The following is a 26,584-nucleotide window of genomic DNA, read 5'->3' as shown; positions in this document are numbered from 1 at the left end:
TGAGACGGGTTCCGGAAGGCTACCGCCGGCCGCGCAGGCGCAGGACCGGCGTCACGTGGTCCGCGGCCGGCTGGTAGGCCAGGCCGAAGTCCTCGAAGGCGCCGAGGCAGACCTGCGGGTCCTGGTCCGGGCGCAGCTCGAAGGCGTTGATGCCGCAGCGGGCCATGCCGTGCAGCTGGTCGCGCACCACGGCACCGCCGCTGGCGCGGATTTCGCCGCGGTAACCGTAGCGGTCGCGCAGCACGCGGGCCTGCGAGTAGGCGCGGCCGTCGGCGAAGCCGGGGAACTCCAGGTTGATCATGGGGCGGTCGGAGACCTCGGCCCAGACATCCGCCACGTCCACCGTGTTGGGGATGCGCACCCCGACTGCCAGGCCCGGGGCCCGCAGGGCCTCGCCGTCCTGGCGCCAGCGCGCCAGCGTCACGGTGAGCGTGCCGGAGGCGGGCAGGGCGGCGTCGTCCGCCAGCAGGGGGTAGTCGTGCGCGACCAGCTGGCGGTCGCGGATCAGGTTGAGGCTCATGCCGCCACCGCTTCGTCGGCGTACAGGCGGGCCTTGAACGGCGCCATGCCGATACGGCGATAGGTCTTCAGGAAGGTTTCATCCTCGCTGCTGCGCTGCTCGAGGTAGACCTCGATGATGCGTTCCACCGCCTGCACGATGTGCGCGCGGTCGAAGGAGGGGCCGGTGCGGTCGCCGAGCGTGGCGTCGTTCTCGGCGGAGCCGCCGAGCGTCACCTGGTACCACTCCTCGCCCTTCTTGTCGACGCCGAGGATGCCGATATGGCCGACGGTGTGGTGGCCGCAGCCGTTCATGCAGCCCGACATCTTGATCTTCATCTCGCCGATGTCGTAGAGGTCGTCCATCGACTCGAAGGCATCGGTGATCTCGTCGGACACGCCGATGGAACCGGCGTTGGCCAGCGAGCAAAAATCCAGGCCCGGGCAGCAGATCAGGTCGGTCAGCAGGCCGATGTTCGGCGTGGCGAGGTTGTGCGCCTTGAGCGCCTTCCACACCGCGTAGACGTCCTGCTGGCGCACCTCGGCCAGCACCAGGTTCTGGTCGTGCGTGGAGCGGATCTCGCTGAAGCTGTAGTCGTCGGCCAGCTGCGCCACCAACTCCATCTGCTCGGCGGTGATGTCGCCCGGGGCGACGCCGGGCGCCTTCAGCGACACGAACACGACCTTGTAGCCGGGCACCCGGTGGGCCTTGACGTTGCGCTTCACGAAGGCGGCGAAGGCGGAGTCGGCCGCCACCGCGGCATCGAAGCTGGCATCGGCGTCGGCGTCGGCCGCATACGGATGCTCGTCGAAGTGCTGGCGGATCCGGTCGAAGTCGGCGGCGGTGAGCTTGAGCTCGCCGTCGCGGATCTTGGCCCACTCCGCCTCCACCAGTTCGGTGAACTTCGCCGGCCCGGTTTCCTTGACCAGGATCTTGATGCGCGCCTTGTACATGTTGTCGCGCCGGCCCAGGCGGTTGTACACGCGCAGGATCGCCTCGAGGTAGGACAGCAGGTCCAGTTCGGGCAGGAAGTCGCGGATCTTCGGCGCCACGATCGGCGTGCGGCCGAGGCCGCCGCCGGCGTAGATCGCGTAGCCCAGTTCGCCTTGGGCATTGCGCACGATGAACACGCCGATGTCGTGCAGGCGCGTGGCGGCGCGGTCGGTCTCGGTGGCGCAGAAGGCGATCTTGAACTTGCGCGGCAGCCAGTTGAACTCGGGGTGGAACGTGGCCCACTGGCGGGTGATCTCGCAGTACGGGCGCGGGTCCACCAGCTCGTCGGCGGCGGCGCCGGCCAGGTGATCCGTGGTGATGTTGCGGATGCAGTTGCCGGAGGTCTGGATCGCGTGCATCTGCACGCTGGCCAGGTCCGCCAGGATGTCGGGCACCTGTTCCAGCTTCGGCCAGTTGTACTGGATGTTCTGGCGGGTGGTGAAGTGGCCGTAGTTCTTGTCGTACTTGCGGGCGATGTGGCCCAGCATGCGCATCTGCTTCGACGAGATCAGGCCATAGGGAATGCTGACCCGCAGCATCGGCGCAAAGCGCTGGATGTACAGTCCATTGCGCAGGCGCAGGCTGCGGAACTCGTCCTCGGGGAGCTGGCCGGCGAGGAAACGCTGGGTCTGGCCGCGGAACTGCGCGACGCGGTCATCCACCAGCTGCTGGTCGAAAGAATCGTAACGGTACATGCCTGCCTCAGAAAGCGCGGTAGCGAGCCCAAAATTATAACAGGCCCGGCGTTATAACCGGACATGGCGGGCATCGCCGCCGGCGCTCAGGATTCGGGCAGGGCGGCCGGGTCGATCAACTGCTGGGTGCGCTGCATGCGCGCCTCGTGGTCGGCGATGCCGGTCAGTTCATCGACCAGCTCATGTGTCAGGTGTTCGGCAAAAACAGACATGAAATCATACATGTAGCGGCGCAGGAACATGCCGCGCCGGAAGCCGATATGGGTCACGCTGGGCTCGAACAGGTGGTTCGCCGAAAGCCGCTTCAGATCCTTGTCTGCCCGCTCGTCGTAGGCCATGTTGGCGATGATGCCCACGCCCATGTCGAGGCGCACGTAGGTCTTGATGACGTCGGCGTCCACCGCGGTCAGGACCACGTCCGGCTTCAGCCCGCGCGCGGCGAAGGCCTGGTCCAGCTTGGAGCGGCCGGTGAAGCCGAAGGTGTAGGTGACGATGGGGTACTGCGCCACGTCCTTGAGGGTCAGTTTGCGGATCGCGGCCAGCGGGTGGTTGGGCTTGACCAAGACGCAGCGGTTCCACTGGTAGCAGGGCAGCATCACCAGGCTGTCGAAATGGTGCATCGCCTCGGTGGCGATGGCGAAGTCCGCCTGGCCCTCGGCCGCCATCTTGGCGATCTGCGGCGGCGAGCCCTGATGCAGGTGCAGGGTGACCTTGGGATACAGCTTGCGGAAGCGCTGGATCACCTGGGGCAGGGCGTACCGCGCCTGCGTATGCGTGGTGGCAATGGACAGGTCGCCGCGATCGGTGTCGCGGAACTCCTCGGCCACGTTCTTGATGTTCTCCGCCTCCGCCAGCAGGCGGGCGGTATAGTCGAGGATGCGCTTGCCGGCCGGTGTCACCTCCGACAGGTGCTTGCCGTTGCGGACGAAGACATCGACCCCCAGTTCTTCCTCCAGCAGCTTGATCTGCTTGCTGACCCCCGGCTGGGAGGTGAAGAGGGCCTCGGCTGCGGCGGTCACGTTGAGGCCGCGGCGGGCGACTTCATGGATGTAGTGGAGCTGGCGGAGCTTCATCGGCGCACCCATATTCAATTGGGAAATAACACTATATCCAATAATTCTTTCGCGGGCTAAGAGGCCGCTGTTAGCTTGCCGCTCCTTTTGGTGGCGATAGCATGCAGGATTGGGCCTTTTCCCTGGCGGGACTCGTGGTGGGCACGGCGGTCGGCGCGACCGGCGTCGGCGGCGGTTCGCTGATGACGCCGATCCTAATCCTGTTCTACGGCATCAGCCCGGCGGTCGCGGTCGGCACCGACCTGCTCTATGCCAGCATCAGCAAGGCCTTCGGCGTGGTCCTGCACGGCCGCAACGGCTCGCTGGACTGGAAGATCGTCGGCTGGCTCTCGGCCGGCAGCGTGCCGGCGGCGCTGCTGACCCTGCTGTTCCTGCACGGCCACGGAGCCGACAGGGAGCTGGACCAGCTGATCAAGCTGGTGCTGGCCATCGCGGTGCTGGTCACGGCCACGGTCTCGCTGTTCCAGGACCGGCTGTGGCGGTCCCTGCAAGGCCGCCATGGCGGCTTCGTGGACTGGCTGCACGGCGACGGCCAGCGAGCCATGACCGTGGTCTGCGGCGTCCTGATCGGCGCGCTGGTGACGATCTCCTCGGTCGGCGCCGGCGTGATCGGCATGATGCTGCTGCTGATCCTGTATCCGCGGCACGCGCCGATCAGCCTGGTCGGCAGCGACCTGGCGCATGCGGTGCTGATCACCGGCATCGCCGGCATCGGCCATGCCGGCATCGGCACGGTCAACTACAGCATGCTCGGCTTCCTGCTGATCGGCGCCATCCCCGGCATCTGGATCGGCAGCCGCATCGGCTTCAGGCTGTCCGACAAGGCACTCAAGAAGACCATTGCCGGCCTGCTGATTTTCATCGCGCTGACCATGCTCTGGAAGCTGTTCGCGCATTAAACTGGGTGGATGGAACATTTCCCGATATTCCTGCGCCTGAAAGAGGCACGGGTGCTGGTCGTCGGCGGCGGCGAAGTCGCCGCCCGCAAGATCCGCCTGCTGCGCAAGGCCGGCGCCCGCATCGAGGTCGCCGCGCGCGAGCTCAATCCCGAGCTGGCCGCCATGGCGGCGGAGGGTGAACTGACCCACGGTGCCCGGCAATTCGACCCTGCCGGCATCGCCGGCTGCCGGCTGGTGGTGGCGGCCACCGACGACCTGGCGCTCAACGCCCGCGTTGCCGCCGCGGCAATGGCTGCCAATGTCCCGGTCAACGTGGTCGACAACCCGGAGCTGTCCACGTACATCACGCCGTCGATCGTCGAGCGCGCACCGGTGACGGTGGCCATCGGTACCGGCGGCGCGGCCCCGGTGCTGGCGCGGCGCCTGCGCGAGCGCATCGAGACGCTGCTGCCGGTGGCCTATGGCCGGCTCGGCGAGTTCATGGGCCGCCAGCGTCCAAAGGTCAAGGCGCTGCCGCCGGAGGCGCGGCGCAAGCTCTGGGAGGATTTCCTCGACGGCCCCGGCCCGGAACGCCTGTTCGTCGGTGACGAGAGCGCCGCGGCGATCGAGCTGGAGAGCCTGCTGCGGGGCGAGCCGCCGCGCGGCGAGGTCTACCTGGTAGGCGCCGGTCCCGGCGACCCGGACCTGCTGACCTTCCGTGCCCTGCGCCTGATGCAGCAGGCCGACGTGGTGCTCTACGACCGCCTGGTGTCGCCGGCGATCCTGGAGCTGGTGCGCCGCGACGCGGAGCGCCTGTTCGTCGGCAAGAAGCGCAACCTGCATACCGTGCCGCAGGACGAGATCAACGCCGAACTGGTGCGGTTGGCGGAGCAGGGCAAGCGCGTGCTGCGCCTCAAGGGCGGCGACCCCTTCATCTTCGGCCGCGGCGGCGAGGAGATCGACCAGATCGCGGCGCGCGGCATTCCGTTCCAGGTCGTGCCGGGCGTCACCGCCGCCAGTGGCTGTGCCGCCTACGCCGGCATTCCGCTGACGCACCGCGACTACGCCCAGTCCTGCATCTTCGTCACCGGCCATGCCCGCGCCGACGGTACGCTGAACCTGCACTGGGACCAGCTCGCGCGGCGTGGCCAGACCGTGGTGATCTACATGGGTCTGGCGACGCTGCCGGAACTCTGCCGCCAGTTCGTCGCGCACGGCCTGCCGCCGGACTGGCCGGCGGCGATCGTGGAAGACGGCACCTCCCGCCAGCAGCGCGTGCTGGCGGCCACGCTGGCCGATCTGCCCGGGCTGGTGGCGCGTTCCGACGTCAAGGGCGCCACGCTGGTGATCGTCGGCGAGGTGGTGCGGCTGCGCGAGCGCCTGCAGTGGTTCAGGGCGGGGCGTTGAGGTCGGGCGACGCGGTCTTGCGATAGCGCTGCGGCGACACCGCCTTCCAGCGCTTGAAGGCGCGGATGAAGGTGGAGGGCTCCGAGTAGCCCAGGCGTTCCGCCACCTCCGAGATCGCCAGGTTGGTGCCGCGCAGCAGTTCTTCCGCCAGCGCGCTGCGGGTTTCGTCCACCAGGTTCTCGAAGCGCGTGCCGGCCGCCTCCAGGCGGCGGCGCAGCGTGCGGGCGGTTTCCTTGAACTCCGCCGCCACCATGTCCATCGTCGGCATGCGGTGGGGGTCGCGCAGGAGCCGTTCGCGCACGCGCCCGGCGATGCCTGCCAGGGCCTGGTGGCGCGCCAGCAGGCGCTCGCACTCCGCCTCGAACATGCGGCGCATCGGCAGGTCGGCCTGCGGCAGCTTCCAGTCCAGCATCGAGCGGTGGATGCCCACGCGGTTCTGCGGCTGTCCGTAGGCGACGGGGCGGCCGAACAGCGCCTCCGCGCGCTTGTGGTAGGCCGGCATCGGCAGGCGGGTATCGACGCGCGTCAGCGTGAACCGCGAGGGCAGGATGTCCCGGGCGAGGTTCATCAGCGTCCCCCCGTCGCGTTCCAGCAGGAAGTCGCGCACGTCCGCCGGCAGCTGCGAATCGTCGGCGATGATCTGCAGTTCGTCGCCGGCCTGCGACAGGCGGATGCGGCAGTAGAACGAGGTCAGGCGCAGGTAGCGCAGCCCGACGTCCACCGCGTGCTGCAGCGTGGAACTGGACAGGATCATGAAGCCCCAGACGCCGAAGGTCGTGGGGTGGTAGCGCAGTCCGGCATCGAGGCCCAGCGGCAGCGCGGTGCCCAGCCGCGCCTGCAGGTTGCGGATCACCTGCAGCTCGTCGTGGGCCGAGACCATGGCGGAATGATCGTGCAGGGCCGCCGCGTCCACGCGCGTGCCCTGCAGGCAGTCGGCGACGGTCATGCCATGCTCCGCCGCCACCTCGGTAAGCACGCGCACGCTGCAGCTGTTCCGCGGGTAGTCCCAGTAGGCCGACATCGTTGTCCCCAAATGCCTATTTCTGGCTCATTGTGCCATTATCCGCTGGAAGAATTGTCGCTAAGTTTGGTGGCCATGGCGCCGCCGCCTCAGGCCGGCGCCTGAAGGAATCTTCAGTTCCTTTCTCAAGGACCTGAAAAATAAATAAAAAAACTAGGGTGCTGGCGGAGACATGGGGTTGGACAGACAGACCGAAGACGAGTCTGGCCGGGGCGACTCCGGCTGGCAGGCGGCCCGCCTCGGGCTCGCCGATATCCTGCGTGGGTTGGCCGACTGGCAGCTGCGGCAGATCATCACCACCGCCATGGCGCCTGCGATCTACGTCGTCTGCGTCGGCGCCGTGCTGGCGCTCAACCTGTTCGTGGCGCTCCAGGCCTTCCAGCAGTCGCTCGCGGCCGGCCTGGTCTGGCTGCTGCTGATCATGCCGATCACCTCCATCGCCGGCATCGTCATCGTGCGCGTGGTGCTGGAATCCCTGCTGTCGCTGTTCCGCATCGTCGTGCACATGGAGTCGCTGATGGAGCAGCTCCACACCCTGCGCGGCCAGACGGAATCGATCGCCGACCGGGTCGAGGACCTGCCGCTGCCGCGCATCCAGTTCTGGCGCAGCCGCCGGCGCGACTCCGAGGAGAAGAAGCCGTGAGCCCGATCGAACGCTGCCTGCTGCTGGCGCTGCTGATCCCGGGCCTCGCGGCCGCCGAGGACTGGGAATCGCAGTGGAGCAACCGCTTGACGCTCGGTGCCGCCGTGCGCACCGAGGCGCGCGACCCGGGCCTGGTCGGCAAGTCCAACCTGGACCCGCAGCTCTGCGCCAGTGACGACTGCCTCTCCGCGAGCCCCAACAACACCGCGCCCAACGAGCGCTACATGGCGGCCCCCGGCGCCTTCAACTCGGTCTACGACGAGGGCAATCTCAACTACGACCGCGGCGACCTGATCTCCGCGCCGGTGAAGTGGGCCTCGCGCTATCAATTGCGCCGCGGCGACCTGCTGATGGAGGTCGGGGGGCTGGCGTTCTACGACCCGGTCAATGCCGATCTCAGGGAGCGTCACCCGAACCAGATCGTCACGCCGGGCCCGCAGCCCGGCCAGTCCGTGCGCAGCCGGCGCCCCAGCGAGACCCGCGAGGAGATCGGCTACGGCTTCCAGCTGCTGGACACCTATGTCCAGGATACCTTCGACATCCTGGGCCAGCCGGTGGACATCGGCATCGGCCGCCAGCGCATCGTCTGGGGCGAGTCGAGCTTCGTCACGCAGGGCAGCCTCAATGTCATCAACCCGCCGGACGTGAACAACCTGACGCGGCCCGGCCAGGAGCTCGACGAGGTCTACCGGCCGGTGGGCATGCTGCTGGTGCGCGGGCCGGTCAACGATGAACTGAGCCTGGAGGGTTTCTACCAGTTCGAATGGCGCCCCGCCGGCATTCCGCCGCGCGGTTCGTACTTCTCGTTCTTCAACGCCGGCAACGAGCTGACGGAGAACGAGGGCATCATCGCGCCCTTCGGCAAGGCGCCCTACGATCCGCAGCAGATCGGCACGCCGGCCAATGACGTCTTCGCCCTGGTGACGCAGACCAGCTACACGCTGCGCCGCGCGCCCAACCGCGAGCCCGACGACCTCGGCCAGTACGGGCTGGCGGTGTACTTCCACCCGGAATGGCTGGGCGGTTCGGAGCTGGGCCTCTACTTCGCCAACTACCATTCGCGCATTCCGGCGGCCAGCGCCTATGCCGCAGAGTCCAGCTGCACGCGCCGCGAGGGCAATCCCTCGGGCATCGACGCGGTGGACCTGACCAGCTTCATGGCCGCCTGCGGCGTGCCCGGCACCCACCTGCGCGAGGCGGTGCCGCTGGACACGGCGCGCTACTTCCTGGACTACCCCGAGGACATCCAGCTGTTCGGCCTGAGCTTCAGCAGCCTGGTCGGTGGTGTCGCGGTGCGTGGCGAGCTGGCCTACCGTCCCAACCAGCCGGTGCAGGTGGACCTGGAGGACGTGCTGTTCGCGGCGCTGCAGCCGGCGCTGCCGCGCCAGGACATCCCGCTGTTCGGCACCGCCGATACCCTGCCGGGCCTGCTGGCGGCGATCCAGGATCCGGGCAACGTCCTCAACGTGGCGGCCGGTGCCACCGGCAACCTGCCGGGCGTCATCAGCGCGCTGCAGGGCCTGCTGACCGCGCCGAACCTGCTGGGCACCACGGTGCCCGGCTCGCGCACGGCGATCCCCGATTTCGTGACGGCCTACCGCGGCGGCACGCCGGGAGAGATCGGGGCGGGCCAGTACATCCGGGGCTATGAGCGCCTGCAGGTGATGCAGGGCTCGCTGGGACTGACCAGCATCTTCGGCAACAGCGCCTTCCTGGGCACCACGGATGCGCTGCTGCTGGCCGAGTTCACCGCCATCGGCGTGCTGGACCTGCCGTCGCGCTCGAAGCTGCAATTCGAGGGGCCGGGTACCGACACTCACGCGGGCCCGGGCGCCGCCGACACCGGCAACGCGCTGCACATCAACCCGGTGCGCAACACCGGCGGCTACGTCGACGATTTCTCCTGGGGCTACCGCCTGGGCACGATGCTGCACTACAGCGATGTCGGCATCCGCGGCTTCGACGTCAGGCCCTTCCTGGTCTTCACCCACGACGTGTCCGGCGTCTCGCCGGGCCTCGGCGAGAATTTCCTGGAAGGGCGCAAGCTGGCCGTGCTCGACGTGCGCCTGAGCTACGGCGACTTCGACGCCAGCCTGGCCCAGGCCTTCATGTTCGGCGGCGGCAAGCGCAACACGCTGCACGACCGCGACTTCTTCTCCGCCAGCATCGGCATGCGCTTCTAGGAATCGACCAGTGAGCAAAACCACGATCTTCTTCCTCGCGATCCTGCTGGGCGCCGTTGCCGGCGGTGCCGTCGCCGGCTGGTGGGTGTTCCGCAACGTCGATGCCCGACTGGTACTGAAGGACCAGCCGGCCACCGTGCTGCTGCCCGAACCGCTGAACATCAGTGCCGACGTGCTCAACGACCTGTCGATCGAGATCGACACCGCCATCACCACCACCGTGCCGGTGGACCAGCGCGTCAGGATTCCGGTGGAGGAGACGCTGCGCGTCAATGCCAGCTTCGACAGCGAGATTCCGATCAAGATGAACGTCCCGGTCAAGGACTACATCGTGATCGACCAGCTGCTGGACGTGAACACCGTGGTCAAGGCCGACCTGCTCGGCGACACGCACGACCTGCCGCTGCGCGGCAAGATTCCGGTCAAGGCCAAGGTTCCGGTCAACCTCAACATCCCGGTCGACCAGATGGTGCACCTCAAGTTCACCGCGCCGGTGGAGGCCAAGCTCAAACAGGCGCTGGACGTGCCGCTGAAGGCCGACATCGCCGCCACCATTCCCATCCGCAGCAAGATGGACGTGCCGGTGAAGTCGGCGCTGCAGGCCAGCATCATCGTGCCCGATCCGGCGCCGGTGGTGATCACCGAGGCCGACCTGCGCCTGCCGCTGCGCACGCTGCGCCTGAACACGGCCGATGGCCCGGCCGCCGCCCCGGCCGCCCCGGCCGCGGCGGCGAAGGAACCGGCGCCGTGATGCGCCTGCTGGCAAAACTGGGGCTGGGCCTGCTGTTGGCGGTAGGCGGCGCCGCGCTCGGCTTCTGGCTCTACCTGCACCTGGTCGTGCGCCTGACGCTGACCGACCAGCCAGGCCATGTCCTGCTGCCGCCGCAGGCCCGTGCCATCGCGGAGGCTACCAACAAGATCACCATCAAGCTCGACGGCTACATCGACGCGACGGTGCCGTTCAAGCAGACCCTGGACTTGCCGCTGCAGGGCAACTACGACGCCGACGTCAAGCTGGACACCTCGGTACCCATCCGCATGGTGATCCGCTACCGCGGCGTGGTGCCGGTGGATACCTACGCCGACATCGAGGGCACCACCGATTTCACCTACCAGAAGCTCAAGCGGCTGCGCAACGTGAAGTTCAAGGCGCGCATCCCGCTGCGCTTCGAGCAGCCGGTATCGTTCACGGTGCCGGTGGATACCAGCATCCGCCTCAACTACCGCGGCCCGCTGAAGCTGGCGCTCAACCAGCGCATCCGCGCGCCGGTGGATACCGTGCTCAAAACGCGCCTGAAGGCGGTGCGCGAGATCACCACGCCGATCCTGGCGCGCTTCGGCATGAACGTGCGCTTCCCGCAGGAGCCGGTGCCGGTGATCGTCAAGCACGCGGACCTGGGCCTGCGCATCAAGGGGCTGCGCCTGGAGCGCATGCCGCAGGCAGAAGGCGAGGCGCCGGCCACGCAAGCAAAGGGGGAAGAATCGTGAAGGCATTGGGTGACAACGGCGCGGGCCGCAAGGTCGCGGGCCTGCTGCGGCGCCTGCCGGGCGCGGACTTCGCCAGCGAGCGCCTGCAGGCGGTGGAGCGCGGCCTGCTGCAGCAACTCAAGCGGCGCATGGACCGGCTCGAGCCCCCCAGCTCGGTGTCGGTGCTGGCGGTAGCGATGCGCTCGGTGGCCGACCGCTCGGCGGCCGGGCCGGGCGGCGGCATCAGCCTGCAGGACCTCCTGCACCGGTCCTCCGAGCAGGGCCATGACGAGGCCAAGGCCGAATACTTCGGCTGGGTGACCTCCCAGCTGCTGCCGGACCAGGCGCGCATCCTCTCGGCCATGTCGGACGGTTCCACCTATCCGCTGATCCACGTCCTGGCCGGTTCGCGCATCGGCCTCACCGCCGAGCCGGTGGTGGAATGGATCAGCAGCATCGGCCGCAATGCCGGCGTGCAGTGGAACGATGTCACGCCGGTCTATCTGGGCCAGCTGCGGGCGCTGGGCCTGGTGGAGACCGGCCCCGAGGATCTCTCGCGGCGCGTCCAGTACGAAATGCTGGAAACCGAACAGGTCGTACGCGACGGCATCGCCCGGCTTCACAAGGGCGGGCTCAAGGGCCACATCGTGCGGCGGGTGCTGATGCTGTCGGCGCTTGGCCGTGCATTCTGGGAAGACGGACGCGTCAGCGAGGACGTATCCGAATCGTTCGCCGGCCTGGTGGGCTGAAGAGCGCAGGCAGGCAATAGAAACAGCGACAGGCAGGGGAGAGAAACATGCAAAGCTGGGCAGAAATCGTCGTCGACGTACAGAAGAACTGGTTCCTGTATGCGTCGATGCCGTTCGTGGCGGCCATCATCGGCTACGTCACCAAGATCGTCGCGATCCGTATGATGTTCGAGCCGATCGAGTTCATCGGCATCAAGCCGCCGTATCTCGGCTGGCAGGGCATCGTGCCGCGCAAGGCCGCGATCATGGCCAGCATCGCCTGCGACACCATGACCCAGAAGCTGATCAAGCCCGAGGATGTCTTCGACAAGCTCGACCCGGACCGCATCGCCCAGGAGATCGAGAAGCCGCTGCTGGAGGCGGTGGAAGACATCACCCGCAGCGTCGCCGAACAGTACGCCCCCGGGCTCTGGGAGGCGGCGCCGGAAACCGTCAAGCGGATGATCATCAGCCGCATCCAGGAAGAGGCGCCCGAGATCGTCCGCCAGATCATGACGGACATCAAATCCAACATCAATTCGGTGTTCGACCTCAAGGACATGGTGGTCAGCAACCTGCTGCGCGACAAGCCGCTGCTGAACCGCATCTTCCTCGAGGCCGGACACGGCGAGTTCCGCTTCATCCGCAATTCCGGACTGTTCTTCGGCTTCGCCATCGGCTGCGTCCAGGCCGTGGTCTGGGCGGTGACGCAGAACGTCTGGGTCATGCCGCTGTTCGGCGGCTTCACCGGCTGGTTCACCGACTGGCTGGCGCTGAAGATGATCTTCAATCCCAAGCAGCCGACCAAGTACCTCGGTGGCCTGTTCACCTGGCAGGGCCTGTTCCTGAAGCGCCGCCTCGAGGTGTCGGCCGAGTACGGCCGCCTGATCGCCGCCGAGATCGTCACGCCGCACAACATCATCGACGCCGTGCTGCGCGGTCCGCTGTCGGACCGCCTGTTCGGCATGATCCAGAAGCAGGTGCAGCGCGTGGTCGATGCCCAGTCGGGCGTCGCCAAGCCCTTCGTGGTGATGGCGGTCGGCAGCTCCAAGTACCAGGAGATGAAGCGCCTGGTCTCGCAGGAGATCATGAAGCGCCTGCCGGCGACGATGCAGCACATCGAGAAGTATGCCCATGACGCCATGGATCTCGAGCGGACGCTGGCGACCAAGATGCAGGACCTGACGGTGGAGGAGTTCGAGAACCTGCTCCATCCGGCCTTCGAGCAGGACGAGTGGATCCTGATCGCGGTCGGCGCGGTCCTCGGCTTCCTGGTCGGCGAACTGCAGGTGCACGTCATGCTGCATTTCGCGGCTCACTGAACAGACAGCGGCAGACGCGCGTGAGGCGAGCCTGACGGGTCAAACCTTCCGCCATTGCCCGGTGGTCCCCAAGGCGCCGGGCTTCTTTATTCTGCAAACGGCACGCCAGAGCGCGTGCCGTTCCTTGAAACGGGAGTCGCGAACCATGGCCAAGCTGCTGCATTCCGCCTGGGTGCTGGGCTCGCTGCTCGCCGCGGGCCTGCCGGGCCCGGCCGCGGCCGCGCGAGACGAGACCGCCCTGCGCGCCTGCCTGGCCGCCAATCTCCCGCAGAAGTCCCTGGCCCAGGACATCACCCTGCGCCAGACCGATGCCGGCGGCACCGTGCGCGAGCTGGTCGGAAGCTGGTACTGGCAGCGCGAGGCCGACGGGCACCAGGCCACGCTGCGGCTGACCGCGCCGGCCGACCTGGCCGGAGCCGCCTACCTGTTCCTGACGCGCCAGGGCAGGGAGGACTACTACGTCTACCTGCCGGCGGTGCGCAAGGTGCGGCAGGTGACCGGTGCCACGGTGGCGCAAAGCCTGTTCGGCAGCGGCCTGTCGGCCTTTGACCTGAAATTCCTGTTCAGCGGCCTGCACGGCGGGCGCCTGACGCGCATCGGCAGCGGCTACAGCGGCGGGCGGGCGGTGGAGCAGTGGCGCTTCCTGCCGGCCGGCAACGACCCGAACATCCTCTATGACCGGCTGGACCTGACCATCGACAACACCTGGTGCCTGCCCCTGAAGGCCGATCTCTACGGCGGCGTGCCCTGGAAGCGGCTGGAGGTCGACCCGGCCTCGGTGCGGCAGGTCAACGGCCGCTGGGCCATCGGCCGCGCGCTGCTGACCGATCTGCGCGAGCGCAACACCACCGAGATCCGGCTGCGCAACGACCGCATGGACCAGCCGCTGGCGCCGGAACTGTTCCGGCCCAACCGCTTCTACAAGGCACGCTAGGCGAAGCGGAACTGGATGGACGCCCGGTGGACCTCCGTCCCGCCGAACGTCCGGCCATGGACGGTGGACCGGCTCAGATGGCGAAACGGTACTTCAGGTATCCCGGCCAGAGCGGGGGATGGGAAAGCACGGCCGCCACCAGCCGCATCGGGTCGAAGTAGACCACGCGTTCCGCCCCCAGGCCGTCGCGCAGCAGGAAGCGGTCCACCGCCGGGATCGTGATCGTCCGGCGGCCCAGGGGCAGCCGCATCCGCCACTCGATGAACACGGTATCGCCGCTCTGGCTCCAGCGTGTCACCTCGCCGTGAAGAGCCGGCAGCCAGGCCAGCAGTCGGCGGAATTCCTCCAGGGCGGCCTCGCGGCCTTGTATCGGCGGCTGGTGCGGCTGCAGCAGCCGCGCGTCGGGCTGCAGCAGCGCCACCAGGCCCGCCGGGGTGGGCCGTGCCCAGGCCTGTGCGAACTGCTCGGCAAAGGGCCGGCTCAAGCGGCACCCGCCTCGGCCCGACGCAGCGCCAGCGCCAGCCAGGCCAGGATCGCCACCGGCCCCCAGATGCCGAAGAGCTCGATCAGCACGCTGCGGGTCGGCATGCCGAAGCCCAGGTATTCGCCGACATGGTGTACGACGTGCAGCGCCGAGAACAGCAGCGCCGTCACCACCAGCGGCAGGGCCCGGGACGGGCTCAGCGCGGCCCACAGCAGCGCGGCACCGACGGTCAGGTAGGCCGTCCCCACGTCGGTGACGAAGTGGGCGCTGTACAGCGCCGCGCGCAGCGGATTGGCGATGCAGAGGTACCATTGTTCCGTGAACGCCACCATCACCACGCCGTTGGCCAGCGAGGTGGCGGCCATGAACATCAGCAGGAAGTAGCGCAGGGGCGGGTGCGGATCGGTGCTCATGCGGGGGCTCGGCGGGGCGGGTGAGCCAAGACTAAGCCATCCCTGCGCCGCGGCGATTACCTGCCCGGTAATTGCCGGCCCCCGGGCAGGGGATGAGCATGATTCCACCCTTACCGGAGGAGTCCGCCATGATCCCGATGTCCATCGTCGCCGCCCTGTTCCTGCTGATGGGTCTGGCGGCCTTCGCCGTGCCCAGGCGCTTCCTGGGCAGTTTCGACCTGCCGGCCGAGACCCCCACGGCGCGCAATGAGATCCAGGCGGTCTACGGCGGTTTCGGGGTGGCGATGGCCCTGGCACTGCTGCTGCCGCTGTGGCTGCCGCAGCTGCGCGACGGCATCGCCCTGACGGTGGCCCTGGCCCTGGGCGGCATGGCCCTGGGCCGCGTCATCGGCGCCCTGCGCGAACGGCCGGGGCCCTGGCCGGTGGTCTTCTTCTTCGTGGAGGCCGCCGGTGCCGTCGTGCTGCTCGGAGTGCTGCCGGCCGGCAGCCTGTCGGCCTGAGGAGACCGCCGTGATCACGTTCGCGACGCTGGCCGCGCTGCTGCGCCGCCTGCTGGACCTGGGCGCCGAGACGTCGGTGATGGAAGAAGGGCTGCAGGCGGCCTGTGGTGGCTTCGGCCTGGCCAGCTATGGCATTCCGGTGGCACCGGTGTGGCTGCCGGAGCCGGTGCTGCGCCGAGGCTTGGCGGCACAGCCCGAGCAGGGGTCGCAAACCTAGAGCTGCAGGCCGGCGGCGCCCAGGGCCTCGACGATGGAGCCGCGCGGCGGCCAGTACTGCAGGTGCCCCGGCACGGTGACGCCGATGGCGCCGTAGAGATCGGGCCGCTCGCGGACCAGGCACAGCGCCAGGCGGTCGTCCTCGCCATAGACCAGCACGGCCGGGGTGTCGCCGGGCATGCAGGTCCAGCGGTGCCAGTAAGGCCGGAACAGCCGCGGCAGGCGGGCCTTGATCCGTTCGAAGCTGGAGGCGAATTCCGCCAGCTCTTCGGCACTGAAGCGGCTGGACGGCGGCGGCATCATCGGCTCGTGCATGCCCATGGCAGCGGGCTCAGGCCGCCGCGTGCATCATGCTGCTGCCGTTCTGGCCATTGCGGTAGATCAGGATGTTGCGGCCCTGCGAGTGCACGAAGCCGTCGTTCTTCAGCTTCTTCAGCACGCGCCCGGCCATCTCGCGCGAGCAGCCCACGTGGCGCGCCAGTTCCTGACGGCTGATGCGCACCACGATGCCGCTGGGGTGGGGCACCGCGTCCGGCTTCTTGCTCAGCTCCAGCAGGGCGTGGGTCAGGCGGCCCGCCACGTCCATGAAGGCCAGGTTGGCGACGCGCTGGTTGAGGTCGCGCAGGCGGCAGGCCATCTGGCCCGACAGTTCGAACATGATGTCCGGGTAGTCGCGGACGAAGCGGCGGAAGTTGTGGTAGCTGAACTCGGCCACCAGGGCCTGCGTGCGGGTGCGCACCACGGCGCTGCGCAGGTTGTGTTCCGGGAACAGGCCCATTTCGCCGAAGAACTCGCCCGGGTTGAGGTAGGCCAGCACCACCTCGCGGCCCTCGTGGTCCTCCAGCACGACGCTGATCGAGCCTTCCAGGATCAGGTACAGCGAATGCGGTTCGTCACCCGCGTGGATGACCGTGTGCTTGGCCGCGAAGCTCTTCTTGTGGGCCTGGCAGATAAACGCCTGAACCGCCGGTTTGTGCAGCATCGCTCGCTCTCCTTAGATCCCTGAAGGAGGAATCTCCTCGCTGGGGAGATTCCGCTGAACCCGCGCCTGGAACCCCGAGGCATCCGAACCTGCCCAGAACGCCAGGTCATCCTGATCCCCGGCCGGGTGCGGCACAATTGGCCTGACGGTGAATTCAGGTTGAGGGGGGATTAGCCAAATGGCTAATGGTCGCGAGGAGCCGGGAGCGGTAGCGTTGAAAGACGCCAATTCATCCAGCCGGAGCGCCACGGACTTGGGCATGTCGCACCTACCTGTCGAACTGCGGGAACGGGATGCCGAGCTGCGCTCCCTGCAGGGCGAACTGGTGCTGCTGATGGCCCAGCAGGCGCGGCGCATCCCGCTGCAGCGCTATCTCACCAGCGTGCTGATGGCTGCCCTGCTGTCCTACTACGTCTCGCCGGTCCTGCCGCTGCTGTGGCTGGCGGTGGTGATCGCGGCGGTGGCCCTGCGGACGCACGTGCTGCTCGGCCTGCCCGAGGATCGCAGCCGCTCCGACGAGGCCAAGCTGGGTCTGGCCTCGGCACTGTTCCTGGGAACCGGCGCGGTGCAGGCGCTGGTCGTGCTGTTCTTTCCGCTGATGCCGGTCCTGATCGGCGCCATCGTGACGATCTACGTGGTCGGCGTCTGCTCCGCCACGATCCAGTCCACCGCCGGCTACCAGCGCGTCTGCCTGCCCTATGTCCTGGTGATGATGGTGCCGGTCGGCGTGGTCTGGACGCTGACGCCGGTGGCCGACGTCGCGGTGTTCGAGCGGCTGCTGTTCGCCGGGCTGATCCTGGTCTACATCACCACCATGCTGAGCCACGCCCGAGGGGTCTACGGAGTGTTTATGGAGTCCTACAACATCCGACAGCAGCGCGTGGAACTCAACCGCAAGCTGCGCTCCGCCCTCGGCAATGCCGAGACGGCCAACCGCGCCAAGACGCGATTCCTGGCCTCGGCCAGCCACGACCTGCGCCAGCCGATCCACGCGCTGTCGCTGTTCAGTGGCTCGCTGCTGCTGCGGCCGATGGATGCCCGCACCGCCGCCATCGCCGAGCAGATCGACAAGGCCGTCAAGTCTCTGGCCTCGCAGCTCGACGCGCTGCTCGACATCTCGCGCCTGGATGCCGGCGTGATCGAGCGCTCCATCTCCAGCGTCGATCTGCCAGCCCTGCTGTCGCAACTGGTGGACGAATTCCAGCCGCAGGCCGATCGCAAGGGCTTGCGCCTGACCCTGCAGGGCCTGTCCGGCAGCGTGGTGCGTACCGATCCCATGCTGCTGCAGCGGATCCTGCGCAACCTGCTGTCCAATGCCATCAAGTACACCGAGCAGGGGAGCGTCGACCTGTCGGTGGAGCCGCTCGACGACAAGCTGCGTATCAGCGTCTCGGACACCGGTCCGGGGATTCCCGAATCCGAGCAGGAGCGGGTGTTCGAGGAGTTCTACCAGCTCAACAATCCGGAGCGCGATCGCAGCAAGGGCCTGGGCCTGGGCCTGGCGATCGTGCGCCGCCTGACCGAACTGCTCGACATCGACCTCAAGCTGGCCTCCGTGCCCGGCCGGGGCAGCCGTTTCTCCGTGGATATCCCGGTGACGCGCAGCCCGGGGCTGCCCGCAGCGGAAGCCACCATGCCGGCCGGGCCGCTGTGGCGCCACGTGCAGGTGCTGGTGATCGACGACGAGGAAGCCATCCGCCTGGGCATGCAGACCCTGCTGGAGGAAATGGGCTTCACCGTCGAGACCGCCGCGTCCACGGCGGCGGCGGTGGAGAAGGCGCGCGACTTCACGCCCTCCATCGTCCTGGCCGATTTCCGCCTGCGCGGGGAGGACAACGGCATCCGCACGATCCGCGCGCTGCGCGAGACCTGGCCCGAGCTGCCGGCCCTGCTGATCAGCGGCGACACCGCTCCGGACCGGCTTCGCGAGGCGCGCGATGCCGGCGTCGAGCTGCTGCACAAGCCGGTCAATGCCATGACCCTGCGCGAATCCATCCTCAAGGCCGTCAACGAATGACGCGGCCACGGCCGGCGCCGGGGGGGGCGTCCAGCCGGTGGCTTTCGCGTGAATTCGCCGAGCTGCTTGCCGACCCGGACAAATGCCGCCGCGAGCCGGCGCCGCAGCCGGCCTACGACGTCGTCATCGTCGGCAGCGGCTACGGCGGGGCGATCGCCGCGGCCGAACTGGCTGGCTGCACCGAGAACGGCCGTCCGCTGAAGGTCTGCGTGCTGGAGCGCGGCCGCGAGTACCTGCCCGGAGCCTTCCCCTCGCAACTGGCCGACCTGCCGACCCAGCTGCGCGGCAGTTTCGCCGGCCGGACCAAGGGCGGCGAGGGGCTGTTCGACATCCGTGCCGGCCGCGACCTCGGCGTGCTGGTGGCCAACGGCCTCGGCGGCGGCTCCCTGATCAATGCCGGCGTCATGGAAATTCCGCGGCGCCAGGTGTTCGACGCGCGCTGGCCCGAAGCCCTGCGCGGCCGCAGGGAACTGGACGCCAGCTACGCCGAGGCCAAGGAAATGCTCGGCGCCGCCCATGGCGGCGCCGACAACCGCATCGGCCTGCATGCGGAGCTGAAGGAGCGGCCGCTGGCCAAGACGCGCGTGCTTGGCGTCATGGGCCGCGGTGCCCTGCGCGAGGCGGCCGTGACGGTGGCCATGCGCGATGGCGTCAATGCGGAGGGCGTGCAGCTCTCCGCCTGCAAGCTTTGCGGCGACTGCGCCACCGGCTGCAACTACGGGGCCAAGGAATCGCTCGACACCAACCTGCTGGTGCGGGCCGCCCGGCGGCAGGCCGAAATCTGGTGCGGCGCCACGGTGCTGCGGCTGCAGCGGCCGGCCGCGGATTCCGCCTGCTGGAGCCTGGAACTGGCGCACACCGACGAGAAGCTGCGCCTGCAGGACGCCGGGCCGCGCTGGCTGACGGCGCGGCGGGTGATCCTGGCGGCGGGAGCGCTGGGCTCCAGCGAAATCCTGTTGCGCACGCAGCAGCGCAGCGCGCGCGCCCTGTTCTCGCCGCTGCTCGGGCAGCGCTTCTCCGGCAATGGCGATCTCATCGCCTTCGGCTACGGCTATGGCCCCCAGGCCGAGGCCAACGCCGTGGCCGACGAGGACCAGCCGCCGGCACAGCGCCGTGTCGGCCCCACCATCACCGCGGTGGTCGATGCCGAGATCGAGGCGCGGCCCGGGCTGGCGGCGCAGCCCATCGTGATCGAGGAACTGGCCGTGCCCGGTTCCCTGCGCCGCGCCGCGGAAGAATCCATCACCACCGCCAATACCCTGCATGATCTCGGGCGGTTCGACGACAGCCGGCACCGCGAGGGTCATCCGGCCGGCGATCCCTTCGCGGTGCACCGCGAGCGCATCCGGCACATGTCGGTGTTTGCCGCCATGGGCGACGACGGTGCGGATGGCAGCCTGGAGCTCGAAGGCGACGCAGCCTCGCAGACGGGCGACGGCCACGTCGCGGTGGTGTGGCCGGGCCTGCCGCAGCGGCCCCTGTTCGACGCGCAGATGCAGCGTATCGACGCCTTGCGAGCCGCGGCCGGTTTCGGCGGCCGCACCATGCCCAACCCGCTGTGGCGCTTCCTGCCGGATTCCATGGGTTTCCTGGTGCAGGACGCGCGGGGTCCGCTGGTCAGCGTGCACCCGCTCGGCGGCTGTGCGATGGCCGATGACGTCCATCGCGGCGTGGTGGACGACTGCGGGCGCGTGTTCGATCCCGCGCGCAGCGGCCGGGAGCGACCCTGGCACGAGGGCCTGGCCGTGCTGGACGGTGCCATCCTCTGCTCGGCCCTGGGCACCAATCCGGGCCTGACGATCGCCGCCGTCGCGCTGCGTGCCGTGCGGGAATTGCGCCGCGACTGGAACTGCCTGCCGCCGCAGGCGCCGCCGGTCGCGCCGCCGGTCGTCCGTCCGCAGTTCGCGAACGTGGAGCGGGCCATCATCGAGCGCGCGGCGCTGCCGCGCGCCGGCACGCGGGTCGGGGTCTGCGAACGGCTCGCCGGGCCGGTCGGCCTGCGCGACGTCCATGGCCTGGATCGTGATTGCTGGGTGGAGCTGACCCTGGGCTACCGGCCGCTGCGCCTGGACCAGCTGTTTCGTCCGGACCGCGAGGGGCGTCTGAGCCAGGCCCGCCTCGAGGTCGGCGGCGAAGGCCCGGCACAGCTGCGCATCTTCGCGCTGGGCGATTGGCAGCGCCTGCAGGCGCAGGCCCTGTCCCCGGAGGAGCGCCTGCGTCAGGAGCAGCGCCTGGCCCGCGTCTACCGCGTCAAGGGCAGCCTGACCGTGATGGAGCGCGAGGACAGCGGTTTCCTGCGGCGTACCGCGCGCGGTGCCTGGGCCTGGTGGCGCAACCGCGGGCTGCGCGATACCGCGCTGAGCCTGGCCGCCTGGGCGCAGAACGCCGCCGCCGGCGAGCGCAGCAGCGGCCCCGGCGTGCTGGACCGCATCCGGGGCATGTTCAAGCTCGCCAGCCGTGCCGGCGAATGCCGCCGCTTCGACTATCGCCTGGAGATCGTCGAGGACCTGACGCCGCCGGACGTGGCGGGAGGCTTCCAGCCCGGCGCTCTGGTGGGCGGCCATGTCCTCGGACACAAGCACATCACCTATGCGCGGCCCAGCAATCCCTGGCGCCAGTTGCAGGAGCTTTCCCTGACGCAACTCGGCGCGCCGCTCGAAGGGCCGCGGCGGCTGACCCTGGATCCGCAGTACCTGGCATCGCGCGGCCGCCCGCTGATGCGCATCGAGGCGCAGGACTGCCATGTCGAGGCGCTGGCCGACTTCGTCTCGCTGGCCGGCTATTTCACGCGCCTGATGCTCGGCATCCATATCTGGAACCTGCGCAAGCCGGATACGCCGCGGCATCGTCCGGTGCAGCGCCTGCCGGGCAAGCTGCCGGGCCTGCCGGCACCGGAAATCCACTGGCTCGACCTGGGCGAGGCCGCCGGCACCCCGCTGCGGCTGCGCCTGGCGCGCTATCGCCGTGACCCCGGGGCGGGCGTCGGCGCCGCCGCGCCGCCGCCGGTGCTGCTGGTCCACGGCTACAGCGCCAGCGGCACCAGCTATGCCCACCCGGTGCTGAAGCCCGGCCTGGCGGCCTTCCTGGCCGACAGTGGCCGCGACGTCTGGGTGGCCGACCTGCGCAGCAGCGCCGGCCTGCCCACGGCCTGCCTGCCCTGGACCTTCGAGCAGGTGGCGCTCAACGACATTCCCGCGGCGGTGGACTACATCTGGTGGCGCAGCGGACAGCGTCCGCTGGACGTGATCGCGCACTGCATGGGAGCGGCGATGCTGAGCCAGGCGATCCTGTCCGCCGGCAAGACGGCGGCCGAGGTCGAGCGACTGCTGCGCCCGCGCGGCCCGTCCACCGACAGCGGCGCCGACCGACATGCCGCCGCGCGCCGCGTCATGCCGCAGCGCCTGCGCCGCGTCGTGCTGTCGCAGAACGGCCCTGTGATGGTGATGAGCCAGCAGAACATCTTCCGCGGCTACGTCATGTCCTACCTGGAGCAGATGTTCGGCCCGCTGCGCTACGACTTCCGCCCCGATCCCGAGCAGGGCCTGGGCATGGAACTGCTGGACCGCTTCCTCGGCAGCCTGCCGTATCCCGACGAAGAACTGCTGCAGGAGAATTCCTGCCTGCCGCGGCGCAGCGAGTACATCGCCTCGCGCCACCGCATGGACGCGATCTACGGCCGCACCTTCTCCCTGGGAGCCTTGAGCGACGAGGTGCTCGACCATATCGACGACCTGTTCGGCCCGCTCAACCTCGACACCGTGGCGCAGGTCATCCATTTCACGCAGCACCAGACCATCACCGACCGCGGCGGCCGCAACCGCTTCGTCTCGCGCGATGCGCTGCAGGCGCACTGGCGCTTCCGGACCCTGGTGCTGCACGGCCAGGACAACGGCCTGGCCGACGTCGCCACGGCGCATCGCGCGGAGGCGGTGCTGCGCGACGCCGGCTGCGAGGTGGAAAAGCGCATCCTCCCGGGCATGGGACACCAGGACAGCCTGATCGGCCGCCGCGCCCGGGAGACCTGCGCCCATATCCTGGACTTCCTCGAGGCCCCGGAGCGGGCGCGTCCGCCGCAGCCTCCGGCGCAGCGTCCCTATGTCGCCGAGGCGCCCTGGCTGGGGCCGATGCTGAACCGCCAGCCGGATGACTCGCTGCGGCTCGGCCTCGGCGCCAGCCCTCAGCTGGGCCGGCCCGAGGCCCTGTGCCTGCTGCCGGTGGAGCGCGACGCCGACGGACGCTGGCGCTATGGGGAACTGATGCAGCGCCTCGGCCTGGGACCGGGCGACGTCCTGTTCCGGCTGGAGGGTGAACACGACACCGACTGGTTCGCGCGCGATCTGCCCTGGTGGGCGAAGGGGGAGGTGCGTCAGCTGCTGGTGCTGCCGGTCTATCCGCAACCACCCTGCATGAACCAGAAGGCCTTCGACCCGGGCGACAGCAACGCGGCACAGAAGCTGTGGCAGGAACGGGCTCCCGCGCCCGAGGACCTGGCGCCGACGGCGATGGCCGACGCGATCGAGAAGGCCGTGGAGCAGATCAACCAGTCGGCGCCGCCCAGTCCGCCGGGCCTGGTGCAGTTGCCCGCGCCGACGGCGGCGGCCGGCCTGCGGCTGGCGCTGGGCAGCTGCGGCTATCCTCCGGGCATCCTCAACGAGCGCTGCCCCGTGCAGCCCTGGGACCGTCTCAACGATCGCCTCGACGGCGAGGCGCCGCCGCAGTTGCTGGTGCTGACCGGTGACCAGATCTACGCCGACGCCACCGCCGGCCTGTTCGATCCGACCCTGGCCGACGACCGTTACCGCAAGCCCTACGAGGCCTGGCTGCGCAACCGTGGCGTGCGCCGCGCGCTGGGGCGCGTGCCGGTGGTCTGCCTGCCGGACGATCACGAGATCGACGACAACTGGGAGCCGATGGCTCCCGAGGCGCCGGAGGCGTCGCAGCAGCGCAGCCGCGAGATGCTCGACCGCGGTCTGCGCTATTTCCTGCGCTACCAGCGCCTGCTCCGGACGAACAGCACCGAGGAGACGCTGGCTCAGCCGCTGTGGCGCGCCTTCGAGGCCGAGGGCATCCCGGTGTTCCTGCTCGATACCCGCAGCCGTCGCCAGGGGAGGCATGGCGATATCGGCTTCGGCGCCGCGGGGCTGCTGGGTGACGAGCAGTGGCAGGCCCTGCGCCATTGGCTGCTGCAGGGGCCGCGCGACCGTCCGCGGGTGATCGTCTCGCCGGCGGTGCTGCTGCCCCGGCACCGCTATGCCATGCCTGCACGTCTGGCCTTCGGCCAGCAGGATGCCGGGTTGCGAGCCTGCCGTCGTTCCGACGGCTGGGACGGCTACCCGGAAACCCTGCTGTCGCTGCTCGAACTGATCGGCGAGCACCGGCTGCGCGGCCTGGTGTTCCTGTCCGGCGACGAACACCTGGGCCTGTTCACGACGGCGCGGCTGCGCCGCCCGGGGGGATCGGAGACGATCGTCCTGCATTCGATCCATACGGCCGGGCTCAACACGCCCTACCGCTTCGCCAACGCCGAGGCGGCGGAGCTGGCGCAGGCCGAGACGCTGCATTTCGAGGGCGTGAATGGACCCTGGGAATGCGACATCGACAGCCGGGTCTACAGCGGCAGCGGATTCACGCAGCTGTCGCTGCAGCCGCAGCCGTCCGGGCGCTGGCAGCTGCACTGCGAGTTCAGCACCGACGAGCCGCGCGCGCAGCCGCCGGACCGCGTGGTCCGGGAAACGCTAGATCTTTAGCCCGAGCCGCGCCGCCGAGAAGACCGCCTCGGTGCGGTTGCGCACGCCCAGGGCGCGGAACGACGCGGACAGGTGCGCCTTGACCGTCGCCTCGGAGACATCCATCTCGCGGGCGATCACCTTGTTCGACTTGCCCTGCATCGCCAGTCTCAGCGTCTCCAGCTGGCGCGGCGTCAGTTCCGCCAGCAGGTCGCCCTGGGGCTGGGCGACGGCGGCGGCCGGCGAGGCCGAGCCGAGCAAGGCATGCGGGGGCAGGTAGGTGCCGCCGGCCAGCACCAGGCGCAGCGCGGCCATCATCACCGCGTGGCTGGAGGTCTTGGGGATGAAGCCCGCCGCGCCTTCATCGATGGCCTGCACGATCAGGGCCGGGTTCTCCTCCGCCGACAGCACCACGATGGCCGGCTGCTCGAAGTGCTCGCGCAGCGCCCGCAGGGCCTCGAAGCCATGCATGCCCGGCAGGTGGAAGTCCAGCAGGATCACATCCAGCGGCGAAGCGCCCGGATGGGCCAGCGCGGCGGTGCAGCTGGACGCCTCGGCGAAGACGACGTCCTCCGCCAGGTTGGCCAGCAGCAGCTTGATGCCTTCGCGGAACAGCTCGTGATCGTCGACCAGCAGGATATTCAACGTCGGCCTCCGTGGACGGCGCCCATTGTCCGGGGGTGGCGTGCAATTTGCCAGTTTTCCCCGGCCGGCTTCGCGGCGGCGGAATTCAGGTGATCACGCTCGGTGCCTTGCGGCCGGTCAGTTCACCGATGCGCATGATGCGGTCCGCGAGGTTCACCAGCGGCGCCAGCGCATCGCGGGCTTCCCAGTTGAGCGCGCTCTCGCGGGTTTCGTAGCGCTCCAGGTAGAGGCGCAGCGTCGAGCCCTTGGTGCCGGTGCCCGAAAGCCGCAGGATCAGGCGCGCGTCGTCGCCGAAGATCACGCGCAGTCCCTGGTTCACGGCGATGCTGTTGTCCACCGGGTCGCGATAGCTGAACTCGTCGGCCTCGCTGACCGTGTAGTCACCGAGTCGGCGTCCCGGCAGTTCCGCCAGCTGGTTGGCCAGGGCTTGCATCACGCTGTCCGCGGCGGGGCCGGGCAGTTCGTCGTAGTCGTGACGCGCGTAGTAGTGGCGGCCGAAACGCTTCCAGTGCCGCTGGGCGATCTCCTTCACCGGCAGTCCGGTCACGGCGAGCACGTTGAGCCAGGCCAGCACCGCCCAGACGCCGTCCTTCTCGCGCGCATGGTCGCTGCTGGTGCCGAAGCTTTCCTCGCCGCAGAGCGTCAGCTTGCCGGCATCCAGCAGGTTGGCGAAGAACTTCCAGCCGGTCGGCGTTTCATACAGGGGAATGGCCAGCGCCTTGGCAACCTTGTCGGCGGCGCGGCAGGTGGGCATGGAGCGCGCCAGGCCGGCCAGGCCACGGCGGTAGCCCGGCAACTCGTGCAGGTGGGCCGCCAGCATCGCCAGCGAATCGCCCGGCGAGATGAAGATGTCCTTGCCCAGGATCATGTTGCGGTCGCCGTCGCCGTCGCTGGCGGCGGCCAGGTCCGGGCCATTGGGGCCGAAGGCCAGGTCCACCAGCGGCTTGGCGTAGATCAGGTTGGGGTCCGGGTGGCCGCCGCCGAAATCCTCCAGGGGGCTGGCGTTCTGGACGCTCAGCAGCGGCGCCCCGAGTTGCTCGACGAAGATGCGCTCGGCATAGGGGCCGGTCACCGCATGCATCGCGTCGAAGCGCAGCGTGTGTCCCCGGCGGAACCAGTCGCGGATGCGGTCGAAGTCGAACAGCTGCTGCATCAGCTGCGAGTAGTCATCGACGCAGTCGATCACCTCGACCTCCATACCGCCCAGCGTCTGCAGTCCGCGGCGATCCAGGTCCACCTGGCCGCCCTCGTGCACGCGGTAGCGCGCCAGCTGCTTGCTGGCTTCGTAGATGCGGTTGGTCAGGCCTTCGCTTGCCTGTCCGCCGCCGGCGACGTTGAACTTGATGCCGAAGTCGCCGTCCGGTCCGGCGGGGTTGTGGCTGGCGGTGAACAGCAGGCCACCCTGGGCGCCGCGCTTGCGGATCAGGTGCGACGCGGCGGGTGTCGACAGCAGCCCGCCCTGGCCGATGACGATGCGCGCCACCCCGTTGCCGGCGGCGATCGAGCAGGCGGTCTGGATCGCCGTACGGTTGTAATAGCGGCCGTCGCCCCCAATGACCAGGGTGGCGCCGCGCAGTTCGGGTACGCAGTCGAAGATCGACTGCAGGAAGTTCTCGAGGTAGTGCGGCTGCTGGAAGACGGCGACTTTCTTGCGCAGTCCCGCGGTGCCGGATTTCTGGTCGAGGTAGGGTTTGGTGGAGATTTCTCGGATCGCCATGATGCTCTCCTTTGTTCTGTTTGTCCCAGTCGTGAGCCCTA

Annotated in this window: 23 protein-coding genes; 13 read left to right on the top strand and 10 right to left on the bottom strand. The window is 69.0% G+C overall.

The features are described 5' to 3' along the window. Positions 1–19: 19 nt before the first annotated feature. The 3 genes from C3942_RS15795 to cysB form a co-directional block, all read right to left on the bottom strand. Positions 20–520, bottom strand: coding sequence for a DUF934 domain-containing protein (locus C3942_RS15795; RefSeq protein WP_104231332.1), 501 nt, complete (start codon positions 518–520; stop codon positions 20–22). Then, a complete protein-coding gene (locus C3942_RS15790) occupies positions 517–2,187 on the bottom strand; it encodes a nitrite/sulfite reductase (RefSeq protein ID WP_104231331.1) in 1,671 nt (556 codons plus the stop codon). The genes C3942_RS15795 and C3942_RS15790 overlap by 4 nt, the downstream gene beginning before the upstream one ends. Positions 2,188–2,273: 86 nt before the next feature. Further along, complete coding sequence (gene cysB / locus C3942_RS15785; protein ID WP_104231330.1) at positions 2,274–3,260, bottom strand: HTH-type transcriptional regulator CysB; 987 nt, start codon at positions 3,258–3,260, stop codon at positions 2,274–2,276. A 101-nt stretch (positions 3,261–3,361) separates the two neighbouring features. Between cysB and C3942_RS15780 the strand changes: the two genes are divergently transcribed. Next, positions 3,362–4,159, top strand: coding sequence for a sulfite exporter TauE/SafE family protein (locus C3942_RS15780; RefSeq protein ID WP_104231329.1), 798 nt, complete (start codon positions 3,362–3,364; stop codon positions 4,157–4,159). A 9-nt stretch (positions 4,160–4,168) separates the two neighbouring features. After that, positions 4,169–5,545, top strand: a complete 1,377-nt coding sequence (cysG, locus tag C3942_RS15775; protein ID WP_104231328.1) for a siroheme synthase CysG — start codon at positions 4,169–4,171, stop codon at positions 5,543–5,545. Here cysG and C3942_RS15770 read toward each other — a convergent pair. After that, positions 5,529–6,566: an AraC family transcriptional regulator gene (locus C3942_RS15770; RefSeq protein ID WP_104231327.1), complete on the bottom strand. Its 1,038-nt coding sequence runs from the start codon at positions 6,564–6,566 to the stop codon at positions 5,529–5,531. The two genes, cysG and C3942_RS15770, sit on opposite strands and share 17 nt — an antisense overlap. 178 nt (positions 6,567–6,744) lie before the next feature. Between C3942_RS15770 and C3942_RS21915 the strand changes: the two genes are divergently transcribed. From C3942_RS21915 to C3942_RS15740, 7 genes are all read left to right on the top strand, one after another. Continuing rightward, complete coding sequence (locus tag C3942_RS21915; protein WP_165797483.1) at positions 6,745–7,209, top strand: DUF4282 domain-containing protein; 465 nt, start codon at positions 6,745–6,747, stop codon at positions 7,207–7,209. Next, positions 7,206–9,392: a DUF1302 domain-containing protein gene (locus C3942_RS15765; protein ID WP_165797482.1), complete on the top strand. Its 2,187-nt coding sequence runs from the start codon at positions 7,206–7,208 to the stop codon at positions 9,390–9,392. Before C3942_RS21915 ends, C3942_RS15765 begins: the two co-directional genes overlap by 4 nt. Before the next feature lie 10 nt (positions 9,393–9,402). Further along, the gene (locus tag C3942_RS15760; protein WP_104231325.1) at positions 9,403–10,143 is read left to right on the top strand and encodes a hypothetical protein; all 741 of its coding nucleotides are present in this window, start codon (positions 9,403–9,405) and stop codon (positions 10,141–10,143) included. Continuing rightward, on the top strand, positions 10,140–10,880 hold the full coding sequence (locus C3942_RS22375) for a hypothetical protein (protein ID WP_165797481.1): 741 nt from the start codon (positions 10,140–10,142) through the stop codon (positions 10,878–10,880). The genes C3942_RS15760 and C3942_RS22375 overlap by 4 nt, the downstream gene beginning before the upstream one ends. Further along, a complete protein-coding gene (locus tag C3942_RS22370) occupies positions 10,877–11,608 on the top strand; it encodes an Abi-alpha family protein (protein ID WP_165797480.1) in 732 nt (243 codons plus the stop codon). Before C3942_RS22375 ends, C3942_RS22370 begins: the two co-directional genes overlap by 4 nt. Before the next feature lie 47 nt (positions 11,609–11,655). Then, complete coding sequence (locus C3942_RS15745; protein ID WP_104231322.1) at positions 11,656–12,909, top strand: DUF445 domain-containing protein; 1,254 nt, start codon at positions 11,656–11,658, stop codon at positions 12,907–12,909. A 145-nt stretch (positions 12,910–13,054) separates the two neighbouring features. Then, positions 13,055–13,843 carry an outer membrane lipoprotein-sorting protein gene (locus tag C3942_RS15740; RefSeq protein WP_104231321.1) on the top strand — a complete coding sequence of 263 codons (789 nt, stop codon included), beginning with the start codon at positions 13,055–13,057 and terminating at the stop codon, positions 13,841–13,843. Positions 13,844–13,916: 73 nt separating this feature from the next. On the opposite strand, the gene C3942_RS15735 is transcribed toward C3942_RS15740, so the two are convergent. Both C3942_RS15735 and C3942_RS22365 read right to left on the bottom strand, forming a co-directional pair. After that, positions 13,917–14,327: a nuclear transport factor 2 family protein gene (locus C3942_RS15735; protein ID WP_165797479.1), complete on the bottom strand. Its 411-nt coding sequence runs from the start codon at positions 14,325–14,327 to the stop codon at positions 13,917–13,919. After that, entirely contained in the window at positions 14,324–14,740 is a 417-nt protein-coding gene (locus C3942_RS22365; protein ID WP_165797478.1) for a hypothetical protein, read from the bottom strand. Before C3942_RS22365 ends, C3942_RS15735 begins: the two co-directional genes overlap by 4 nt. Before the next feature lie 128 nt (positions 14,741–14,868). Between C3942_RS22365 and C3942_RS15730 the strand changes: the two genes are divergently transcribed. Continuing rightward, on the top strand, positions 14,869–15,240 hold the full coding sequence (locus C3942_RS15730) for a DUF4345 family protein (protein WP_165797477.1): 372 nt from the start codon (positions 14,869–14,871) through the stop codon (positions 15,238–15,240). Between the two features lie 10 nt (positions 15,241–15,250). Then, positions 15,251–15,457, top strand: coding sequence for a hypothetical protein (locus C3942_RS15725; RefSeq protein WP_104231318.1), 207 nt, complete (start codon positions 15,251–15,253; stop codon positions 15,455–15,457). On the opposite strand, the gene C3942_RS15720 is transcribed toward C3942_RS15725, so the two are convergent. Both C3942_RS15720 and crp read right to left on the bottom strand, forming a co-directional pair. Next, on the bottom strand, positions 15,454–15,777 hold the full coding sequence (locus C3942_RS15720; protein WP_104231317.1) for a hypothetical protein: 324 nt from the start codon (positions 15,775–15,777) through the stop codon (positions 15,454–15,456). The genes C3942_RS15725 and C3942_RS15720 overlap by 4 nt on opposite strands. A gap of 10 nt (positions 15,778–15,787) precedes the next feature. After that, entirely contained in the window at positions 15,788–16,438 is a 651-nt protein-coding gene (crp, locus tag C3942_RS15715) for a cAMP-activated global transcriptional regulator CRP (protein ID WP_104231316.1), read from the bottom strand. Positions 16,439–16,697: 259 nt separating this feature from the next. On the opposite strand from crp, the gene C3942_RS15710 reads away from it, so the two are divergent. Together C3942_RS15710 and C3942_RS15705 are read left to right on the top strand one after the other, a co-directional pair. After that, positions 16,698–18,455 carry an ATP-binding response regulator gene (locus C3942_RS15710; RefSeq protein ID WP_165797476.1) on the top strand — a complete coding sequence of 586 codons (1,758 nt, stop codon included), beginning with the start codon at positions 16,698–16,700 and terminating at the stop codon, positions 18,453–18,455. After that, the gene (locus C3942_RS15705) at positions 18,452–24,202 is read left to right on the top strand and encodes an alkaline phosphatase D family protein (protein WP_104231314.1); all 5,751 of its coding nucleotides are present in this window, start codon (positions 18,452–18,454) and stop codon (positions 24,200–24,202) included. Before C3942_RS15710 ends, C3942_RS15705 begins: the two co-directional genes overlap by 4 nt. On the opposite strand, the gene C3942_RS15700 is transcribed toward C3942_RS15705, so the two are convergent. Together C3942_RS15700 and C3942_RS15695 are read right to left on the bottom strand one after the other, a co-directional pair. Continuing rightward, a complete protein-coding gene (locus tag C3942_RS15700) occupies positions 24,191–24,826 on the bottom strand; it encodes a response regulator (protein ID WP_104231313.1) in 636 nt (211 codons plus the stop codon). The two genes, C3942_RS15705 and C3942_RS15700, sit on opposite strands and share 12 nt — an antisense overlap. Before the next feature lie 85 nt (positions 24,827–24,911). Then, a complete protein-coding gene (locus C3942_RS15695) occupies positions 24,912–26,543 on the bottom strand; it encodes an alpha-D-glucose phosphate-specific phosphoglucomutase (protein WP_104231312.1) in 1,632 nt (543 codons plus the stop codon). Positions 26,544–26,584: the final 41 nt, after the last annotated feature.

Origin of the sequence: Solimonas fluminis, assembly GCF_002930645.1 — a bacterium.
Lineage (GTDB): Bacteria > Pseudomonadota > Gammaproteobacteria > Nevskiales > Nevskiaceae > Solimonas_A > Solimonas_A fluminis.
The sequence above is the reverse complement of the archived record's forward strand: the minus strand, read 5'-3'. Positions and strand labels throughout refer to the sequence as shown.

Excerpts from the sequence above, each read along its gene's own strand:
- C3942_RS15795 (WP_104231332.1), bottom strand. The coding sequence starts at position 520 with ATGAGCCTCAACCTGATCCGCGACCGCCAGCTGGTCGCGCACGACTAC.
- C3942_RS15790 (WP_104231331.1), bottom strand. The coding sequence starts at position 2,187 with ATGTACCGTTACGATTCTTTCGACCAGCAGCTGGTGGATGACCGCGTC.
- cysB (WP_104231330.1), bottom strand. The coding sequence starts at position 3,260 with ATGAAGCTCCGCCAGCTCCACTACATCCATGAAGTCGCCCGCCGCGGC.
- C3942_RS15780 (WP_104231329.1), top strand. The coding sequence starts at position 3,362 with ATGCAGGATTGGGCCTTTTCCCTGGCGGGACTCGTGGTGGGCACGGCG.
- cysG (WP_104231328.1), top strand. The coding sequence starts at position 4,169 with ATGGAACATTTCCCGATATTCCTGCGCCTGAAAGAGGCACGGGTGCTG.
- C3942_RS15770 (WP_104231327.1), bottom strand. The coding sequence starts at position 6,566 with ATGTCGGCCTACTGGGACTACCCGCGGAACAGCTGCAGCGTGCGCGTG.
- C3942_RS15745 (WP_104231322.1), top strand. The coding sequence starts at position 11,656 with ATGCAAAGCTGGGCAGAAATCGTCGTCGACGTACAGAAGAACTGGTTC.
- C3942_RS15740 (WP_104231321.1), top strand. The coding sequence starts at position 13,055 with ATGGCCAAGCTGCTGCATTCCGCCTGGGTGCTGGGCTCGCTGCTCGCC.
- C3942_RS22365 (WP_165797478.1), bottom strand. The coding sequence starts at position 14,740 with ATGAGCACCGATCCGCACCCGCCCCTGCGCTACTTCCTGCTGATGTTC.
- C3942_RS15730 (WP_165797477.1), top strand. The coding sequence starts at position 14,869 with ATGATCCCGATGTCCATCGTCGCCGCCCTGTTCCTGCTGATGGGTCTG.
- C3942_RS15720 (WP_104231317.1), bottom strand. The coding sequence starts at position 15,777 with ATGGGCATGCACGAGCCGATGATGCCGCCGCCGTCCAGCCGCTTCAGT.
- crp (WP_104231316.1), bottom strand. The coding sequence starts at position 16,438 with ATGCTGCACAAACCGGCGGTTCAGGCGTTTATCTGCCAGGCCCACAAG.
- C3942_RS15710 (WP_165797476.1), top strand. The coding sequence starts at position 16,698 with ATGTCGCACCTACCTGTCGAACTGCGGGAACGGGATGCCGAGCTGCGC.
- C3942_RS15705 (WP_104231314.1), top strand. The coding sequence starts at position 18,452 with ATGACGCGGCCACGGCCGGCGCCGGGGGGGGCGTCCAGCCGGTGGCTT.
- C3942_RS15695 (WP_104231312.1), bottom strand. The coding sequence starts at position 26,543 with ATGGCGATCCGAGAAATCTCCACCAAACCCTACCTCGACCAGAAATCC.